20 protein-coding genes are annotated in these 19,094 nt (G+C 53.5%); 6 read left to right on the forward strand and 14 right to left on the reverse strand.

Features of this window, described 5'->3' with window-relative positions; genetic code table 11:
• Positions 1–12: 12 nt before the first annotated feature.
• The 7 genes from ACOTZD_RS19345 to zapE form a co-directional block, all read right to left on the reverse strand.
• Complete coding sequence (locus ACOTZD_RS19345) at positions 13–717, reverse strand: fimbria/pilus chaperone family protein (RefSeq protein WP_023323799.1); 705 nt, start codon at positions 715–717, stop codon at positions 13–15.
• A gap of 128 nt (positions 718–845) precedes the next feature.
• Complete coding sequence (locus ACOTZD_RS19350; protein ID WP_023323800.1) at positions 846–1,523, reverse strand: DUF1120 domain-containing protein; 678 nt, start codon at positions 1,521–1,523, stop codon at positions 846–848.
• A gap of 370 nt (positions 1,524–1,893) precedes the next feature.
• Positions 1,894–2,391 carry a ClpXP protease specificity-enhancing factor gene (sspB, locus tag ACOTZD_RS19355; RefSeq protein WP_003860440.1) on the reverse strand — a complete coding sequence of 166 codons (498 nt, stop codon included), beginning with the start codon at positions 2,389–2,391 and terminating at the stop codon, positions 1,894–1,896.
• A gap of 5 nt (positions 2,392–2,396) precedes the next feature.
• Positions 2,397–3,035, reverse strand: a complete 639-nt coding sequence (gene sspA, locus ACOTZD_RS19360; RefSeq protein ID WP_003860438.1) for a stringent starvation protein SspA — start codon at positions 3,033–3,035, stop codon at positions 2,397–2,399.
• A 307-nt stretch (positions 3,036–3,342) separates the two neighbouring features.
• Entirely contained in the window at positions 3,343–3,735 is a 393-nt protein-coding gene (gene rpsI, locus ACOTZD_RS19365) for a 30S ribosomal protein S9 (RefSeq protein WP_003860436.1), read from the reverse strand.
• A 15-nt stretch (positions 3,736–3,750) separates the two neighbouring features.
• A complete protein-coding gene (gene rplM, locus ACOTZD_RS19370; RefSeq protein WP_003860434.1) occupies positions 3,751–4,179 on the reverse strand; it encodes a 50S ribosomal protein L13 in 429 nt (142 codons plus the stop codon).
• Positions 4,180–4,471: 292 nt separating this feature from the next.
• Positions 4,472–5,596, reverse strand: coding sequence for a cell division protein ZapE (zapE, locus tag ACOTZD_RS19375; RefSeq protein ID WP_003860433.1), 1,125 nt, complete (start codon positions 5,594–5,596; stop codon positions 4,472–4,474).
• 189 nt (positions 5,597–5,785) lie between these two features.
• On the opposite strand from zapE, the gene zapG reads away from it, so the two are divergent.
• The 3 genes from zapG to degS all read left to right on the forward strand — a co-directional run bounded on the left by zapG (position 5,786) and on the right by degS (position 8,882).
• Entirely contained in the window at positions 5,786–6,184 is a 399-nt protein-coding gene (gene zapG, locus ACOTZD_RS19380; RefSeq protein ID WP_174402491.1) for a Z-ring associated protein ZapG, read from the forward strand.
• Between the two features lie 170 nt (positions 6,185–6,354).
• A complete protein-coding gene (gene degQ, locus ACOTZD_RS19385) occupies positions 6,355–7,722 on the forward strand; it encodes a serine endoprotease DegQ (RefSeq protein ID WP_003860431.1) in 1,368 nt (455 codons plus the stop codon).
• 92 nt (positions 7,723–7,814) lie between these two features.
• The gene (gene degS, locus ACOTZD_RS19390) at positions 7,815–8,882 is read left to right on the forward strand and encodes an outer membrane-stress sensor serine endopeptidase DegS (protein WP_003860430.1); all 1,068 of its coding nucleotides are present in this window, start codon (positions 7,815–7,817) and stop codon (positions 8,880–8,882) included.
• Positions 8,883–8,933: 51 nt separating this feature from the next.
• Here degS and mdh read toward each other — a convergent pair whose 3' ends face one another.
• On the reverse strand, positions 8,934–9,872 hold the full coding sequence (mdh, locus tag ACOTZD_RS19395) for a malate dehydrogenase (protein ID WP_003860429.1): 939 nt from the start codon (positions 9,870–9,872) through the stop codon (positions 8,934–8,936).
• A 397-nt stretch (positions 9,873–10,269) separates the two neighbouring features.
• Between mdh and argR the strand changes: the two genes are divergently transcribed.
• Together argR and yhcN are read left to right on the forward strand one after the other, a co-directional pair.
• A complete protein-coding gene (gene argR, locus ACOTZD_RS19400; RefSeq protein ID WP_003860428.1) occupies positions 10,270–10,740 on the forward strand; it encodes a transcriptional regulator ArgR in 471 nt (156 codons plus the stop codon).
• Positions 10,741–11,118: 378 nt separating this feature from the next.
• Positions 11,119–11,382 carry a peroxide/acid stress response protein YhcN gene (gene yhcN, locus ACOTZD_RS19405; RefSeq protein WP_003860426.1) on the forward strand — a complete coding sequence of 88 codons (264 nt, stop codon included), beginning with the start codon at positions 11,119–11,121 and terminating at the stop codon, positions 11,380–11,382.
• A gap of 59 nt (positions 11,383–11,441) precedes the next feature.
• Here the strand turns inward: yhcN and ACOTZD_RS19410 are convergent, their stop codons facing one another.
• The 5 genes from ACOTZD_RS19410 to aaeX form a co-directional block, all read right to left on the reverse strand.
• Positions 11,442–11,714 (reverse strand): barstar family protein, encoded by a 273-nt coding sequence (locus ACOTZD_RS19410; protein ID WP_003860424.1) that lies wholly within the window; start codon positions 11,712–11,714, stop codon positions 11,442–11,444.
• A gap of 45 nt (positions 11,715–11,759) precedes the next feature.
• The gene (locus ACOTZD_RS19415) at positions 11,760–13,214 is read right to left on the reverse strand and encodes an NAD-dependent succinate-semialdehyde dehydrogenase (protein WP_003860422.1); all 1,455 of its coding nucleotides are present in this window, start codon (positions 13,212–13,214) and stop codon (positions 11,760–11,762) included.
• A gap of 86 nt (positions 13,215–13,300) precedes the next feature.
• Entirely contained in the window at positions 13,301–15,268 is a 1,968-nt protein-coding gene (aaeB, locus tag ACOTZD_RS19420; RefSeq protein ID WP_003860418.1) for a p-hydroxybenzoic acid efflux pump subunit AaeB, read from the reverse strand.
• A 5-nt stretch (positions 15,269–15,273) separates the two neighbouring features.
• Entirely contained in the window at positions 15,274–16,206 is a 933-nt protein-coding gene (gene aaeA, locus ACOTZD_RS19425) for a p-hydroxybenzoic acid efflux pump subunit AaeA (protein ID WP_003860417.1), read from the reverse strand.
• A 7-nt stretch (positions 16,207–16,213) separates the two neighbouring features.
• Positions 16,214–16,417 (reverse strand): p-hydroxybenzoic acid efflux pump operon protein AaeX, encoded by a 204-nt coding sequence (gene aaeX / locus ACOTZD_RS19430; protein ID WP_003860416.1) that lies wholly within the window; start codon positions 16,415–16,417, stop codon positions 16,214–16,216.
• 179 nt (positions 16,418–16,596) lie between these two features.
• Here aaeX and aaeR point away from each other — a divergent pair, with 179 nt between their 5' ends.
• Positions 16,597–17,517 carry an HTH-type transcriptional activator AaeR gene (gene aaeR, locus ACOTZD_RS19435; protein ID WP_229227508.1) on the forward strand — a complete coding sequence of 307 codons (921 nt, stop codon included), beginning with the start codon at positions 16,597–16,599 and terminating at the stop codon, positions 17,515–17,517.
• A 55-nt stretch (positions 17,518–17,572) separates the two neighbouring features.
• Here aaeR and tldD read toward each other — a convergent pair whose 3' ends face one another.
• A complete protein-coding gene (tldD, locus tag ACOTZD_RS19440; protein WP_003860414.1) occupies positions 17,573–19,018 on the reverse strand; it encodes a metalloprotease TldD in 1,446 nt (481 codons plus the stop codon).
• Positions 19,019–19,094: the final 76 nt, after the last annotated feature.

Consider the following 19,094-nt stretch of genomic DNA (forward strand, 5'->3'; position numbering starts at 1 on the left):
CCCTATTGAGTGTTATTTATTTAATTCTGAAACAAAGCTCGGTACTTCCACACCGTAGCGACTGGCCGGGAAAAATTTCACTTTATTATCGCCGCTCACCGTTTTCTTCAGCGTTGCGGTCATACTTTGGCCTGGTAAAATATACGTTTTAGGCAGCGTGCCTGCGGTGCCAGATGGCTGAGTCATAACGTTTTGTGCCAGACGCACAACGTATTTGCTGGGGTTTTTCACCGTAAGCGTTGTACCCGTTGCGTTCCATTCCAGGTACTTCCATGCATCGGTAACAACCGCCAGTTTCGCCGGACGGATAAGCACAGGCAAATCCTGACGAAGATTAAATCCGATCTTAATGTTCTTGTTATCGCTTTTCGGCGGAATACCCTCGAACGTCACACGTTTATAGTGCTCAGCCTCCAGCGGTTCTTTATTTTGTAAAATAAAACGAAGCTGCTGGGTCTGGCCAGGCTCCAGACGTACCACCGGTTGGGTGGAAATCAGTTTTAAACCCTGATCGTCCGGTAAATCAAGGACATTGGTATATAACAGAGCCGGAAAGCTGTCCGTATTTTTAACGTTGATCGTACCGCTGTGCGTTGCCTCATCAATTACCAGTAAACTGGTTTCAGGAACCATTCCTGCTGCATACGTCGAGAATTGAGCTGAAAACAGAGCGGCAGCAATAACGGACTTCAGTAAGGTTTTCTTTAAACAAGACATAATTATCACTCCTTTAATCCACAACACAACATTCCATGTTCACGTGTAGTTAGAAAGGAATAAACAAGATATGTTTATTCCCTTTTTAATTAATATACCGATTTTAAAATATTATAACTTTTAAAATATTATAAATATTTCAGGCTGATAGTCAGCTGACCATCAAGTGTGGTATCGTCGGTAATGGCCAGCGTGGTAGTATCCTGAATAGCCAGTGATGTCACCAGCGGGAATGTTGCACTCAGGAATGCCAATGGAACTTTTTCGCCAGATTTTGCAACAGTAAACTCACGGATGTTTTGAGCCTGACTAGAACCATTCGTGCTCGTGGTCCACTTGGAGGTATCCCCATTCTGAGTGTAAATAGGATCAACTGTCGCCCCGTCAGCGGTTACGCTATCAACCTTAACAAACATTGCATAGCTGCCGATGTTCACGCCGCCCGTTGTTTTACCTACACCGTAGGTCTGACTAGAATTGGATAGGCTTGCACCGGTAAACATTGCGTTATTAACGGTTAAACCCGCATTCGTCTCTGCACGATCGTCAACCATAGTCCACGAAACTTTCGTCGCAGCAGAACAAGTGATGGTTAGATCGATATTATTCTGACCTAACTGGTTTACTGCGCTGGCAGACAATGAACCAAGGTGAATAGTACCGTAATCTACTACGCCACCTTTACTTAATTCTGGAGTACAGGCAGCATTTGTCAGCTTACCTTTTACCTGCAATACTGCGGTATCAGCAGCAAATGCGGAAGCGACGCAAAGAGACAGTGCGGTGGCAATAAGAACTTTTTTCATTCGTTAATCCTTAACATATGATAATTAAAAATAGGTTTCCATCAGGTACAAAACTATTTTTGCAATATGAGCTGTCACTGGGGAACTTTATAATATTATTTTTATAAATATATGCAATTTAGCAAATTTAATTTATACTTTTAGTTTCTCTGATATAATAATCATGAATTATTAAATCGGGTATTACGCAAGGCTACCCGCTTAAATTATTCATTGCGTTTATTATTGTAACCATTCTTCTCGAGATAAAAAAAAACGAAAAATGCAGTCCCATATTCTTATTTTTCGATCAATTTAAAAAATATATAATTTTCTCCAAAAAAAACGGCCAGGCATAAACCTGACCGTTAAGATTAAAATTGAGTTAGCGTTATTTTACAACGCGTAATGCCGGACGTCCTCCGCGCGGCGGCGGATCGTCATCAGGATCGTTATCATCTTCGCGATCGGGCTTATCACCATCAATCACAGACATCACCGTTTCGCTCTCGGTCCCAACGCCGCCCTCTTCATCGTTCAGGCTCGCAACCTCTTCATCATAAGCTGCTTCCGGCTCAAACATTGTGCCCGCACCGTTTTCACGGGCGTAGATAGCCAGCACAGCTGCCAGCGGCACGGAAACCTGACGCGGCACGCCGCCGAAGCGCGCATTAAAGCGCACTTCGTCGTTCGCCAGCTCCAGGTTACCCACTGCGCGTGGCGCAATATTCAGTACAATCTGTCCGTCGCGCGCGTATTCCATTGGAACCAGCACGCCCGGCAACGTCACATCCACAACCAGGTGCGGCGTGAGCTGGTTATCCAGCAGCCATTCATAGAAGGCGCGCAGCAGATACGGACGGCGTGGTGAAAGTTGTGACATTTCCACAGTCATTAGCCTCGGCCGAGACGCATTTCACGTTCCGGTTCAGTTAAGGATGCCAGGAAAGAGTCGCGTTCAAAGACGCGAGTCATGTAGCCTTTCAGCTCTTTCGCGCCAGGACCGCTGAACTCTACGCCCAGGGTTGGCAGACGCCACAGCAGCGGAGCCAGGTAGCAATCTACCAGGCTGAATTCGTCGCTCAGGAAGAAAGGCTTTTGACCAAATACCGGCGCAATCGCCAGCAGCTCTTCACGCAGCTGTTTACGTGCAGCATCCGCTTCAGAAGAGGAACCGTTGACAATAACGTTCATCAGCGAGTACCAGTCTTTCTCGATACGCTGCATGTACAGGCGGCTTTCACCACGCGCAACAGGATAAACAGGCATCAGCGGCGGATGCGGGAAACGCTCATCCAGGTATTCCATAATGATACGGGATTCCCACAGGGTCAGCTCGCGATCCACCAGCGTCGGTACGCTTTGGCTCGGGTTGAGATCGATCAGATCCTGAGGCGGGTTATCCTTTTCCACATGCTCGATCTCAAAACTGACACCCTTCTCGGCCAGCACGATACGAACCTGATGGCTATAAATGTCAGTAGGACCAGAAAACAGCGTCATTACCGAACGTTTGTTGGCAGCGACAGCCATGAAAACCTCCAGGTATATTCAGAATTTTTACTGCTACCAGCCCAACGGGGCCAGCCAGATGATGTATCGCCCATCCCAGAGAAGACACATTGTTCAAGAATCGAACAAAAATCGAGTATTCACCGATATTTGGGCAGAAAATTGGATGATAGTTTACCAGATTTTGATGGCTTTGTGGTGAGGGGATTCCGGAAATGTGGAAAAAGAGAAGATATATGAAATGTTACTGTGGATAACCTGCGTATTATCCATAAAAAAACCCGCCGAAGCGGGTTTTTCGCCAATCGTTCTGCGTAAGCAGAATGGATTAACGTTTGGAGAACTGTGGACGACGACGTGCTTTACGCAGACCCACTTTCTTACGTTCAACCTGACGCGCGTCACGAGTAACGAAGCCAGCTTTACGCAGTTCAGAACGCAGGGATTCGTCGTACTCCATCAGAGCGCGGGTGATACCGTGACGGATCGCACCTGCCTGACCGGAGATACCACCACCTTTAACGGTGATGTACAGATCCAGTTTTTCTACCATATCAACCAGTTCCAGCGGCTGGCGAACTACCATGCGGGCAGTTTCGCGACCGAAGTATTGTTCCAGAGAACGCTGGTTGATTACGATTTTACCACTGCCCGGTTTGATGAAAACGCGAGCTGCGGAACTTTTGCGGCGACCAGTGCCGTAGTATTGATTTTCAGCCATTGCCTATAATCCCGATTAGATGTCAAGAACTTGCGGTTGCTGTGCCGCGTGGTTGTGCTCGTTGCCTGCGTAAACTTTCAGTTTACGGAACATAGCACGACCCAGCGGGCCTTTTGGCAGCATGCCTTTAACCGCGATTTCAATCACACGCTCAGGACGGCGGGCAATCATCTCTTCAAAGGTCGCTTCTTTGATACCACCGATGTGGCCGGTGTGGTGGTAGTACATTTTGTCAGTACGCTTGTTGCCGGTAACAGCAACTTTGTCAGCGTTCAGAACGATGATGTAATCACCGGTATCAACGTGCGGAGTGTATTCCGCTTTATGCTTACCGCGCAGGCGACGAGCCAGTTCAGTAGCCAGACGGCCCAGAGTTTTACCGGTCGCGTCAACAACATACCAGTCGCGCTGTACGGTTTCTGGTTTAGCTGTAAAAGTTTTCATTAAAAGCTTACCCAAATAATAAGTTACACGTTGGTGAACACCCAAACGTTTAGTCAGTTGAGGTTCACACGACAAAGTCCGGCAAACCTACCCCTTCGAATAGCACATGCCGACACATAGAAAGTTTCGGGAAAAAAACCTTCTCGAAACGTGGGGTCGCAAGATTATAGAGAAGTTGAGGTCAAAGATCGACCCTTAAATGTGATTTGGAATGGGTTTTTCGGGGTTGCGTACTGTGCGGTCTGGTGCCCTCACCCCCAGCCCCTCTCCCACGGGGAGAGGGGCGCATTTATTACGGCATATGCTCACGCTTGAGGTACTCTTCGCTCTGCATCTCTTGCAGGCGCGACAGGCAGCGCTGGAACTCAAACTTCAGGCGCTCGCCCTGATAGATCTCATATAAAGGCACCTCGGCGCTGACCACCAGCTTAACGTGGCGCTCGTAAAACTCATCTACCAGCGCGATGAAGCGCCGCGCTTCGCTCTCCATTAGTGGGGTCATAACGGGCACATCCCACAACATAACGGTATGGAACAGACGTGAAAGCGCAATGTAGTCATGCTGGCTGCGGGCGTCCACGCAGAGCGTTCCAAACGAGACGGCCAGCGTCTGGTTCTCTACGCCAAGCGTCGACAACGGGCGATGATTAATCTCCAGCGCTGGCGCGTTATCCCGCGGCGCCCCTGCCAGCGCCAGCCAGAGTTTATCCATCTCGCTGGCTGTGTCGGCGTTCAGCGGTGAAAGCCACAGGTGCGCCTGCGTTAATGTGCGCAGACGATAATCGACGCCGGCATCGACATTCATGATGTCGCAGTGCTGTTTAATGGCATCTATGGCTGGCAGGAAACGCGCCCGCTGAAGACCATTGCGATAAAGCTCATCCGGCGGGATATTTGAAGTCGCCACCAGGGTGATCCCACGCGCAAACAGCGCTTTCATGAGGCCCCCCAGCAACATGGCATCCGTAATATCGGAAACAAAGAACTCGTCGAAGCAGAGCACGTCCGTTTCCGCCTTGAAGCGATCGGCCACAATCTCCAGCGGGTCGGTTTCGCCCTGGAGCGCCGTCAGCTCTTCATGGACCCGCAGCATAAAACGGTGAAAGTGCAGACGCTGCTTACGCGTGCCGGGCAGGCTCTGGTAGAACATGTCCATCAGCCAGGTCTTACCCCGCCCAACGCCACCCCACATATATAATCCACGAACCGGTGCGTTTACCGTGGGCTCTTTTTTGCCCAGTAAACGGCCGAATGCCGCCTTCAGCCCACTGCTCTGCACCGCATCGGCGGGTTTCGCCAGAATTTCCTGATAAATCGTGTCCAGGCGGTTAACCGCTTCACGCTGGACATCATCCGGCTGGTGTGTGCCCTCGCTCAGGGCCAGTTGGTAACGCGATGAAGGGGACAGGTTTTGCATGATGTTGTTGTTATTCCTTTAGTTAAACCTCACCAGCGCGCGTGGCTGATGAAAAAAAGGCTGTTCTACACTACGCGATGATACGTCAGGATTCCACTTCTGCGGAAATAGCGGTTATAGTGGCATAATCAGGCACAGGCAGGAGCCGAGCCAACACCCTACGGAACAACAAGACAACGGGAGAAGTTCATGACCTGGGAATATGCGCTAATCGGTTTAGTCGTCGGCATCATCATTGGTGCTGTGGCCATGCGTTTCGGTAACCGCAAATTGCGTCAGCAGCAGTCACTGCAATACGAACTGGAAAAGAACAAAGCCGAACTGGAAGAATATCGCGAAGAGCTGGTCAGCCACTTTGCCCGTAGCGCTGAGCTGCTGGACAACATGGCGACAGATTATCGCCAGCTCTACCAGCACATGGCGAAAAGCTCCAGCAACCTGCTGCCGGAAATGACCGCGGAGACCAACCCCTTCCGCAATCGTCTGGCTGATTCTGAAGCCGGTAACGATCAGGCTCCGGTTCAGATGCCACGCGACTATTCAGACGGCGCGTCCGGCCTGCTGCGCGGTGGCGTAAAACGCGATTAATCGCACAACCTGAATAAATTTTACGGGCGCACCTTATGCGCCCGTCCTTTCTTCCCGTCCCCAGCTATTATTTAGTCAAACACCTCATTGTTCAGCGGTTGAAAATTCAATAACATCAAGATGTTTTTGGGGCCGTTCTTTTTCATTCCAGGATACGAGAGTCAGCATCGATGAAGAAAAAAAACCAGCTGTTGAGCGCCTTAGCGTTAAGTGTCGGGTTATCTCTCTCGGCGTCCTTCCCCGTCAGTGCGGCACTGCCTTCTCAGGTGCCTGGACAAGAAGCCATTCCCAGCCTTGCGCCGATGCTTGAAAAAGTCCTGCCTGCGGTAGTCAGCGTTCAGGTGGAAGGGACGGCACGCCAAAGCCAGCGTATTCCCGAAGAGCTGAAGAAATATTTTGGCGAAGACGCGCCGGATCAGCAGGCTCAGCCGTTTGAAGGTCTGGGCTCAGGGGTAATTATCGACGCGGCTAAGGGCTATATCCTGACCAATAACCACGTGATCAGCCAGGCCGATAAAATCAGCGTTCAGCTGAATGATGGCCGGGAGTTTGACGCCAAACTGATCGGCGGTGACGATCAGAGTGATATCGCCCTGCTACAGGTACAAAACCCCAGCAACCTGACCCAGATCGCCATTGCTGATTCCGATAAGCTGCGCGTCGGTGATTTTGCTGTCGCGGTCGGTAACCCGTTCGGCTTAGGCCAGACCGCCACCTCCGGAATTGTCTCCGCCCTGGGGCGCAGCGGCCTGAATCTCGAAGGGCTGGAAAATTTCATCCAGACCGATGCCTCCATCAACCGGGGCAACTCCGGCGGTGCGCTGCTTAATCTGAACGGTGAGCTGATCGGCATCAACACCGCTATCCTCGCGCCAGGCGGCGGCAGCATCGGGATTGGTTTTGCCATTCCGAGCAACATGGCGAAAACCCTGTCTCAACAGCTGATTCAGTTTGGCGAGGTTAAGCGCGGTCTGCTGGGCATCAAAGGCATGGAGATGAGCGCCGATATCGCCAAAGCCTTTAAGCTCAACGTCCAGCGCGGGGCGTTTGTCAGCGAAGTGTTGCCCAACTCAGGCTCTGCGAAAGCGGGCGTGAAATCCGGTGACGTTATTGTCAGCCTGAACGATAAACCGCTGAGCAGCTTCGCTGAATTACGTTCGCGTATTGCCACCACGGAGCCTGGCGCTAAAGTGAAGCTGGGCCTGATCCGCGAGGGCAAACCGCTGACCGTGGAAGTGACGCTGGACAAGAGCACCTCCTCTTCCGCCAGCGCAGAACAGATCTCCCCGGCTCTACAGGGCGCTACGCTGAGCGACGGTCAGCTTAAAAACGGCACGAAAGGCATTTCTGTCACTACCGTTGAGAAGAGCAGCCCGGCCGCGCAGGCAGGTTTGCATCAGGACGACGTGATCGTGGGCGTGAACCGTACTCGCGTGCAGTCTATTGCCGAAATGCGTAAGGTGCTGGAGAGTAAACCGGCGGTCATTGCCCTGCAAATTATCCGTGGCAACGATACCCTCTACATTTTACTGCGTTAACCATTTGCGACTCCGGGCATCGCCGCTGCGTGTGATGTCCGGATAACTCATGTTATGCTGCAAACCGTTCCTTCTTTAACGACACACGCATCATGCTTTTAAAGCTCTTTCGTTCAATTGTCATTGGTTTGATCGTTGCCGGTCTGCTGCTGGTGGCTATGCCATCTTTACGCCAGTTCAACAAACTGTCGGCTCCTCAGTTCGACAGCACGGATGAAACGCCTGCGACGTACAATCAGGCGGTACGCCGTGCCGCCCCCGCCGTGGTTAACGTCTATAACCGCGGGCTTAACAGTTCTGCTCATAACCAGCTGGAGATCCGCACGCTCGGTTCCGGTGTGATCATGGATGACCGGGGCTACATCATCACCAATAAACACGTCATTAACGATGCCGACCAGATTATCGTCGCCTTGCAGGATGGCCGCGTGTTTGAAGCCCTGCTGGTGGGGTCGGACAGCCTGACCGATCTGGCGGTGCTGAAGATCAACGCCACCGGCGGTCTGCCGACTATCCCGATTAATCGCAAACGAACGCCGCATATCGGCGATGTGGTACTGGCGATCGGTAACCCGTACAACCTGGGCCAGACCATCACTCAGGGGATCATCAGCGCGACCGGTCGAATCGGCCTGAACCCGTCAGGGCGGCAGAACTTCCTGCAAACCGATGCCTCTATCAACCACGGTAACTCCGGCGGTGCGCTGGTGAACTCTCTGGGCGAACTGATGGGCATTAACACCCTCTCCTTCGACAAGAGCAACGACGGCGAAACACCGGAAGGGATTGGCTTTGCCATTCCATTCCAGCTGGCGACCAAGATCATGGACAAGCTGATCCGCGATGGCCGCGTGATCCGTGGCTACATCGGTATTGGTGGGCGTGAAATCGCACCGATGCATACGCAGGGCGGTGGTATCGATCAGATCCAGGGGATTGTGGTCAACGAAGTGGCGCCTGGCGGCCCGGCGGCCAATGCAGGTATCCAGGTGAACGACGTTATCCTTTCCGTTAACGGTACGCCAGCGGTCTCTGCGCTGGAAACCATGGACCAGGTGGCTGAGATTCGCCCGGGCTCCATCATCCCTGTTGAAGTCATGCGTAATGACAAGAAGCTGACGATCCAGGTCACCATCCAGGAATACCCGGCCACTAACTGACGGGCATAAAAAAACGGAGCTTAGCGCTCCGTTTTTTTTACCGGGACAAGATCACTTGTTAACGAACTCTTCGCCCAGCGTGATGTCTTTCTTCAGCGTATCCAGCATGCCTTCCATCGCGTTTTGCTCAAACGCGCTCAGCGTGCCGATAGACTTACGCTCTTCAACACCGTTTTTACCCAGCAGCAGCGGCTGAGAGAAGAAGCGCGCGTGTTCACCGTCGCCTTCAACATAGGCACATTCAACAACGCCTTTTTCGCCCTGCAACGCGCGAACCAGAGACAGGCCGAAACGTGCCGCCGCCTGACCCATAGACAGGGTTGCAGAACCGCCACCCGCCTTCGCTTCCACCACTTCGGTGCCTGCGTTCTGAATGCGTTTAGTCAGGTCAGCCACTTCCTGCTCGGTGAAGCTCACGCCCGGGATCTGCGACAGCAGAGGCAGGATGGTCACGCCAGAGTGACCGCCGATAACCGGCACTTCCACTTCCGTTGGCTGCTTGCCTTTCAGCTCAGCCACGAAGGTGTTGGAGCGGATGATATCCAGCGTAGTTACGCCGAACAGTTTGTTCTTGTCGTAAACGCCTGCTTTCTTCAGTACTTCTGCTGCGATGGCAACGGTGGTGTTCACCGGGTTGGTGATGATACCGATGCACGCTTTCGGGCAGGTTTCAGCGATCTGCTGAACCAGGTTTTTCACGATGCCCGCGTTGACGTTGAACAGGTCTGAACGATCCATACCCGGTTTACGTGCAACACCCGCGGAGATCAGCACCACGTCGGCACCCTGCAACGCAGGACGCGCATCTTCACCGGAGAAGCCTTTGATTTTCACAGCTGTCGGGATGTGGCTCAGGTCAACCGCCACACCTGGGGTTACCGGAGCAATATCGTACAGGGAGAGTTCTGAGCCTGAAGGCAGTTGGGTTTTCAGTAGTAGGGCAAGCGCCTGGCCGATACCACCAGCAGCGCCGAGGACTGCGACTTTCATCCTAAACTCCTTATTATGGTTAACTTAAGTATCTGTAACTCCGTTGCGGCGACCATAATTCAGCACGTCATTAATTACAATTTTCATCGCTAAAGAATTTGAGGTCGCACGTCTTTCACCTTCACCTGAATACTATCGGGCTGTAGGCAACAACGAATTAAGAGGGGGTTACAATACACCCTGCCACGCCACCAAAACAACATCATTTTGATAACATTTAATTTACTTTTAAGGTTATTTGCGCGGCGTGACCCAGGCATGTTTTCCGATAACGAAATCTGATAAAATCTCTCCCTTTCATAACATTATTTCAGCCTGGCGTCAGGTAGATAATTTGCATAAAAATTCATCCACATGCATAATAATGTTGTTTCTATCGTCATATTCCGGGTGACTTATGCGAAGCTCGTCTAAGCAAGAAGAATTAGTGAAGGCGTTTAAAGCGCTACTCAAAGAAGAGAAATTCAGTTCTCAGGGAGAAATTGTTCAGGCGTTGCAGGAACAAGGCTTCGACAACATCAACCAGTCGAAGGTCTCTCGCATGTTAACCAAGTTTGGAGCGGTGCGTACGCGCAACGCCAAAATGGAAATGGTTTATTGCCTGCCTGCTGAACTTGGCGTGCCAACGACCTCCAGCCCGCTGAAAAACCTGGTTCTGGACATCGACTATAACGATGCCGTGGTCGTGATCCACACCAGCCCGGGCGCAGCCCAGCTGATTGCCCGCCTGCTGGACTCGCTGGGTAAAGCAGAGGGGATCCTCGGGACCATCGCCGGTGATGACACCATTTTTACCACCCCGGCAAATGGTTTCTCGGTGAAAGACCTCTACGAAGCGATTCTGGTCCTGTTCGAACAGGAGTTGTAATTGTCTGCCCCGTAGCGCCTGACTGCGGGGATCATTCTGCTGCTTCCGCGTTTTACCCTGCTTTTCTCTGCCTGCTGTTTTTGCAAATAGTGCTTTTTACCGCCTGTTAACATTCATTCAGTGAATGATCTGCCGCAAAACCGCACAAAAAATCAAATTGATCTATCCCTTTGATTTAGGAAAGAAAAAACCATAAACCTTGCATTGTGGCGTCCTTTTTTATGCATTCGCGTTATAAAAAATGATTTTTTTAACACGTAATAACAGAGGAAACCATTAGCCTGGTATTAATTTTTAGCGTGATTAGTGTATACTTGATTTTGTGATGAGGGTCACAGAACAAAGACCCCAGTAAAATAATTGACGAGGTAAATAATCATGAAAATTAAAACCACTGTAGCTACCCTGAGCGTACTGTCAGTCCTGTCATTCGGTGCGTTTGCAGCCGACACCATTAATGCCGAACAGGCACAATCCCGTCAGGCTATCGGGACTGTTTCTGTTGGTGCCATCGGTACGTCTCCGATGGACATGCACGAAATGCTGAACAAAAAAGCGGAAGAACAGGGTGCGTCATCTTATCGCATCATCGAAGCGCGCAGTGGCGACCACTGGCACGCTACCGCAGAACTGTACAAATAAACCCTCGTCGTATCTCATCATACGACTTGCCCCTGACCTCCCGGTCAGGGGCTTTTTTATCACTGGCGCACGTTGAAACGCAGTTGCCCTTCCAGCTCCTCCTCCGCTTCATCAAACAATAAAATCAATGCGCCAAAGCGTCTGCGCAGTTTTTCAGGCAGATGGGTAAATTCGATTTCCAGCGGTAACGGCAGCCTGTCGCCGGTAACCACATCCCACAGCATATCAAGATTGCTTACGCTGCCCCGCTCCAGGTCGAACGCCCGAATAAACTCGCGATAGAAGTCTTCCTGACTCTCAATTTCGTCAAAATCAAAGGTATAAATTTTCATTGCCAGCCACCCGGTACAGGCGGGCGGCAAATGCCGCCCTGTCTATTATAATCCCCCGATATGCAGGGTTTTAACTTCCAGAAACTCCTCCAGCCCCAGCACGGACCCCTCGCGGCCCAGCCCGGACTCTTTTACGCCCCCAAACGGACCCAGTTCGGTCGAGACCGCACATTCATTAATTCCGATCATGCCGCTCTCAATGGCCTGTGAGACGCGGAACACGCGCGAAAGATTCTGGGTATAAAAGTAGGCCGCCAGCCCGTAAGGCGTATTGTTAGCGCGCATAACCACTTCGTCTTCCGACGTGAAGCGGAAGCAGGCGGCTACGGGACCAAAGGTCTCCTCTTCTGCCAGCTTCATGCCTTCATGGCAGTCACCGAGTACGGTTGGCATCCAGAAGTTGCCGCCAAGTTCGTGCGGTTTACCCCCAGCCAGCACCGTGGCGCCCTTCGCTACCGCATCTTCGACGTGCTCACGCACTTTCTCGACAGCCGAAGGCTCAATCAGCGGGCCGACAACGACGCCCTCGTCCAGACCGTTACCCACCTTCAGCGCCTTCACCGCATCGGCAAGTTGATTGACGAACTTGTCATAGACCGTCTCCTGAATATAGAAACGGTTTACGCTGACGCAGACCTGCCCGGCGTTACGGAACTTATTGGCGATCGCGCCTTTGACGGCGGCATCAATATCCGCGTCCTCGAAAACGATATACGGCGCATTACCGCCCAGCTCCATCGATACCTTTTTCATGGTCTCTGCGGAATTGCGAACCAGCGTTTTCCCGACGGCGGTTGAACCCGTAAACGAGATTTTGCGCACGTCATGGCTGGCCATAATGGCGTCGCTAATTTCTGAGGTGCTCCCCGCGACCGCATTCAGCACACCATCCGGCACACCGGCCTGCTTCGCCAGCGTCAGCAGCGCAAAGGCGCTCAGCGGCGTGTTGTTTGCAGGTTTGATCACGCCGGTACATCCTGCTGCCAGCGCCGGGCCGAGCTTACGGGTGAGCATAGCCATCGGGAAATTCCATGGCGTGATAGCAGCAACCACCCCGACAGGTTCACGAGTGGCCAGAATACGGGAGCCAGGTTTAACCGGAGGAATGATTTCACCGTTGGCGCGCTTGGCCTGCTCGGCAAACCACTGAATGAAGCTGGCAGCGTAGTCCACCTCACCTTCAGCCTCTTTCAGCGGCTTGCCCTGCTCGGTAGTCATCAGCCGCCCGAGCCAGCTTTTGTTCTCGATAATCAGTTCATACCAGCGATAGAGGATCGCGGAACGCTCTTTTGCCGTTTTTGCGCGCCATGCGGGAAAGGCCTTCGTCGCGGCCACAATGGCCTCTTCGGTTTCGGCTTTTCCTGCTTTCGCCACTTTCGCAATGACCTCGCCCGTGGCCGGGTTTAGCACATCAAACGTGGTGTCGAGTGTTTTCCAGATACCGTTGACCAGATACCCGGTCTGAAAAAGAATACTGTCCTGAAGAGCCTGGGTTGTCATGTGTCCTCCCTTCCTGAATGTTTGAACCTGCAAGAATAAGTATAGCCACAAAAAAACCGACGCTTTTGGCGTCGGTTTTCTCTTCGTTAGCTGTCTGTCAGCGCATTCTGGTAGCGGTGCAGCATAAACACCAGCCGCTCTACCGGCTCGGTAACCTGCGGCGGCGCTTCCCAGATCCGCAGTTTCTCCTGGTAGATATCCAGCTCCTCCAGCAGTTGCTTAAAGTAGCGGCGACGTTTGTCATCACTGGATGCCGATATCACATGGTCCGCCGTGCGCCGTAGCTGGCGGTGGAAGGCGGACAAATCGTCGTTGATCGGCACTGGCGCGTTCCGCAGACGCTGGTGCGCGATAATCATGGTTAACGCCAGGCGGAAGCGGGCGACATCGCCCGGGAATTTATTTAGCAACAGGAACAGCTGCTGATAGAGCGCCGGCAGGTGGTTCTCCTTGCGCCGCGCGGTGTTGGTGGTCAAGGACGATACGGCGGCCGATACAAACTGATTCAGCAGCACGCGCCCTGTCCGCGCCTGAGAGTTATCCCGCACCAGCAGGATCACCATCATTGCCAGGAAACAGCCCACCAGCTGACCTAGTGCGCTATCCAGGAACTGACTGAAATGGAAGGTCATCGGGTTATCCAGCACGATGATGTTAATCGTACTCGCCAGTGCGCCTAACGATCCCAGACGGCGTTTTTGTACCTCAATTCCGATAAAGAACGCCATCACCGCCAGGCTGATGCAGAGCAAAAGCATGCTTTGCTGCGTCGAGGGAATAATCACCAGGAAGTAGAGCGCGCCAATGGGTAACGCCGCAATGGTGCCGTACAGAAAATCGATCGCGACCATGCGCGGGTTGGGCAGACGCATCGCCAGCGCGGTGACGACGGCAATCATCACCATCGCGCCGCTGCCAGACGTCCAGCCGGTCCACAGCCAGAACAGCGTGCCGAGTATACAGGCCAGGGTGGTACGCCAGAAGTTAACCATCGCATGATGGCGCTCGGCGGATTCAGGTTTGATCACCACTTCGCCCTGTAACACCTCTTCTTCCGCCGCACTGATTTTGGTGTTGCTAATCACGCCGCGTTTCAGGAGCAGGTAGCGCGTTGCGGCGCCTACCCAGGTATAAATGGTGACTGGCGTATCCCGTTCTCCTGTCCACGCAATCACACGACGCATGCGTTTAAGCTGTCGATGCACGTCCTGCACCGTCTCCACAGGCTCATCAAACAGTTCGCGGAAAGTATCCGTTACCACTTCGGGGCGGGTGTTCTGAATCAGGTAGGTTTCACACGCCTGGGTGATCAGCGTTAACGAGACGGTATTGATCGCTTTCAGACGACGGTTGGCCCGCTCCCAGCGGGAAGACTCCATATTGAGGTTACTGCGCATCCCTTCCAGCGCCTGCGTGCGGCGCACCAGCGCACTCCAGGCCTTGTCGACCTCTTCGCTGTCGCCGTGCTTAATGCACAGCTGCATGAGCTGGTACTGAGCAACAATCAGCGCGTCCAGCTCACGATCGACTTCCTGCTTGATGGATCGCGGAGAGAAGAGCAGGTCTGCGACAATCGCGCAGACGATACCAATGACAATCTCGCTGCAACGTTCCACGGCGAACTGCGGAGCAAGCAGCGGTTCACTCTGAATGGTGATGATAATAATCAGCGCGGTATATCCCGCCAGACCCCAGGCGTACGAGTTCTCCACCTTCACCAGCGAAGAGACCCAGGTGCAAAAACCCGCCCAGATACAGCATACAATCAGCATCAGCAGCGGCGTGCGGATCATCAGGATGATAATGGTCAGGGCGGCGATACAGCCGATAAAGGTGCCGATAATACGCAGCATCCCGCGATAGCGAATTGCCCCGGAGTAAGGTTCGCCACCCGCCGCGAAGGCAGGACCGGCGGCGACGATCGCGGCGGTCAGAACGGCCCAGCGCGGCGTTTCAAGCTGGAAATGGAAGCCAACAAACAGCGCCAGCACAATGGCGCATGCCAGCTTCACGGCGAAGCGGATGTGCTGGCTGGCGATGGAAAAAATGCCCATAGCGATCAACCAAACTCGCGCAGGCGATGGGCGATTTGACGGAAGATAGAATCCTGGCTGGCATCACGGTCTTTTTCACCCGTGATCACCACCGTCGCCGTGGTGCCTGCGGGCCAGAGGTTGCTCTGCTGCTCATCCAGACGAATGCGTACCGGTACGCGCTGCGCCAGACGAACCCACTCGAGGTTAGAATCGACGGTCGCCATACCTTTTGAATCATTGGTACTGCTGGAGTTGGTCACCCCCGCGGCCACGCTGTCCACGGTTCCCTTCAGGACCCGGTTGCTGCCGAGCGGCGTGATTTCGGCGCGATAGCCCGGACGCACGCCTTCCAGCTTGGTCTCTTCCATATAGGCGAGGACGTAGAAAGAGTTCTGTTTCACCAGCGCCACGGCCGTAGAGCCGCGCGTGATAAACTCGCCCGCATAGACATTGAGGTTGGTCACCCAGCCATCGGACGGGGCGCGGATAACGGTACGTTCCAGATCGAGCTTCGCCAGATCGCGCGTCGCCTGCGCTTTTGCCAGCTGATGCAGCACGGTTTGCAGCACGTTATTGGACTGGTCAATCTCTTCCCGGGACATGGCCTGGATGCCCAGCTTGTTACGGCGTCCTGCTTCACGGCGTTTTTCAGAGGCCAGCGCGTTGTAATACGCCACGTCGGCTTCCGCTTCTTCCAGCGCTTTTTGATAGCGCGGCTGGTCGATGGTGAACAGCACCTGATCTTTTTTCACCAGTTGGTTATCGTGGACGTTGACTGCCGTAATGAGACCGGCGACATCGGGCGCTATCGCGACCACCTCCGCGCTGAAACGCGCATCGCGCGTCCACGGGGATTCGGTGTAATAAACCCAGGCGCGAAAAATAGCGATGAACGCCAGGATGACCAGCGCCATAGTGATGGCAGTGCGGGAGATTTTTCTTGTTAGCGTTTTCACATCAACCTCAGACAAACATGCGCGATATTAAATAGAACAGGCAGCAATACAGCGCGGTATTGAACAATGCAGGATGCCAGACGAAATCATAAATCCCGGTAGGGACCAGCACCTTGCGCACCAGCCAGAAGATCGCCAGTGATAAAAGAAGCTCGAAAAATATCGGTGGGAACGACAAACCGAACACCACGATAACGGGAAACAGACTCATGTTGACCTTGATTAAAGAGAGTGCAGGTTACTGGATTTTTAAGCTCGCGCCGCCGCAGGAGAGCAAGAATTGCCGGGCGAGAGTGGCGCAGCCGTTATGTAATTAATAATATATTAACGTAACTGTTATGCTGTTATCTATCATATGTGATCTAAATCACTTTTAAGCCAGAGTGAATAATGGAACGTCTAAAACGCATGTCCGTCTTTGCGAAAGTGGTTGAGCAAGGCTCTTTTACCGCCGCAGCACGTCAGCTACAAATGAGCGTCTCATCCATTAGCCAGACAGTGTCAAAACTGGAAGATGAGCTTCAGGTGAAGCTGCTCAACCGCAGCACCCGCAGCATCGGGCTGACGGAAGCGGGTAAAATTTACTATCAGGGCTGCCGTCGAATGCTGCATGAAGTGCAGGACGTTCACGAGCAGCTCTATGCCTTTAACAACACGCCTATCGGCACGCTGCGTATCGGGTGTTCTTCAACTATGGCACAAAATGTTCTCGCTGCCATGACGGCGGAAATGCTGAAAGAGTATCCCGGTTTAACCGTTAATCTGGTTACGGGCATTCCGGCACCGGACCTGATTGCCGATGGGTTAGACGTGGTGATCCGCGTTGGCGCGTTGCAGGACTCTAGCCTGTTCTCGCGTCGACTGGGCAGCATGCCGATGGTGGTCTGCGCTTCGAAAAGCTACCTGGCACAGTATGGCGTGCCGGAGAAACCTGCCGATCTGAGCAACCACTCGTGGCTGGAATACAGCGTTCGGCCAGATAACGAATTTGAACTGATCGCGCCGGAAGGGCTTTCCACTAAACTGCTGCCTGAAGGCCGCTTCGTCACCAACGATCCGATGACCATCTCACGCTGGCTGGTGGCCGGGGCCGGGATCGCCTACGTACCGCTGATGTGGGTGATCAACGAGATCAACAGCGGCGTACTGGAGATCCTCTTCCCGCGCTACCAGTCCGATCCGCGTCCGGTGTACGCGCTCTATACGGAAAAGGACAAGCTGCCGCTGAAGGTGCAGGTCTGTATTAACTATCTGACGGACTATTTTGTGGAAGTGGCGGAGCTGTTTCAGGGCATGCGGGGCAGAAGGTAAGAGTAGGCTTTTCCCCTCTCCCCGTTGGGGAGAGGGTTAGGGTGCGGGGGAAAATTTACGCCGTGCCGCCCACCGTCAGATTATCTACTTTCAGCGTAGGCTGACCGACGCCCACAGGCAGGCTCTGGCCCTCTTTGCCGCAAACGCCCACGCCGTTATCCAGCTTCAGATCGTTACCGACCATGGAAATCTGCTGCATGGCCTCAATGCCAGAGCCAATCAGGGTTGCGCCTTTCACCGCTTTGGTCACTTTGCCCTTCTCAATCAGATACGCCTCTGAGGTAGAGAAGACAAATTTGCCGGAGGTGATATCCACCTGACCGCCGCCAAAGTTTGGCGCGAAGATCCCGTAATCAACGGATTCGATAATCTCCTGCGGCGTGGATTTGCCCGGCAACATGTAGGTGTTGGTCATGCGCGGCATCGGCAGGTGCGCGTAGGATTCACGACGGCCGTTACCCGTTGGCGCTACGCCCATCAGGCGCGCGTTAAGCTTGTCCTGCATGTAGCCTTTCAGTACGCCGTTTTCGATCAGCACATTGTACTGGCCCGGCGTGCCTTCATCGTCGATAGAAATCGAGCCGCGACGGTCGAGCATGGTGCCATCATCCACCACGGTACACAGTTCGGAGGAGACAAGCTGCCCCATCTGACCGCTGAATACGGACGTCCCGCGACGGTTGAAATCACCCTCAAGGCCGTGACCGACCGCTTCGTGCAGCAGCACGCCAGGCCAGCCTGCGCCCAGAACCACCGGCAGCGTACCGGCAGGAGCCGCCACGGCAGACAGGTTGACCAGCGCCATGCGCACGGCTTCTTTTGCCCACGCATCAGCGCGCGCTTCGCCGTCAACGTCGCCGAGGAACCAGTCGTAGCCAAAACGACCGCCGCCACCGCTTGAGCCGCGCTCGCGCTTGCCGTCGTCTTCAACCTGCACGCTGATAGAGAGACGCACCAGCGGGCGAACATCCGCCGCCAGGGTACCGTCCGTCGCCGCCACCAGGATCAGTTCATAAACACCGGTCAGGCTGGCAGAGACTTCCTGCACGCGTTTATCCGCCGCGCGAGCCACTTTGTCCACGCGACGCAGGATGTCGAGCTTCTCTTCGCGGCTCATGCTTTGCAGCGGGTCGATGCTGGTATAGAGCGCAGCGTGCTGCACTTCACCCAGCGTTTTCACGCGACCATCTCCGGTATCACGCACAATGGTGCGCGCGGCCTGCGCGCTCTGCTCAAGTGCGGCGAGGCTAATCTGATCGGCATAAGCAAAACCGGTTTTCTCCCCGCTGACGGCGCGCACGCCGACGCCCTGGTCGATGTTGTAAGAGCCATCTTTAATGATGCTGTCTTCTAAAACCCAGGATTCGTGATAGCTCGACTGGAAATAGAGATCGCCGTAGTCGAGGCGGCGTTCGGTCAGTTGACCAAGAATGGAGAACAGGTCCTGATGGCTCAGGCCGTTCGCTGCGAGCAAATGTTCACTTACCAGGTTCAGACTCATCTATTGCTACTCGTTCGTTGCCGCCCGTGGCGGTATAAAGATCGTATTTATTGAGAGTGAGGCAATTACCTGCCCA

Origin of the sequence: Enterobacter cloacae complex sp. SHL022 (assembly GCF_049237785.1) — a bacterium.
GTDB classification, from domain to species: Bacteria; Pseudomonadota; Gammaproteobacteria; order Enterobacterales; family Enterobacteriaceae; genus Enterobacter; species Enterobacter hormaechei_C.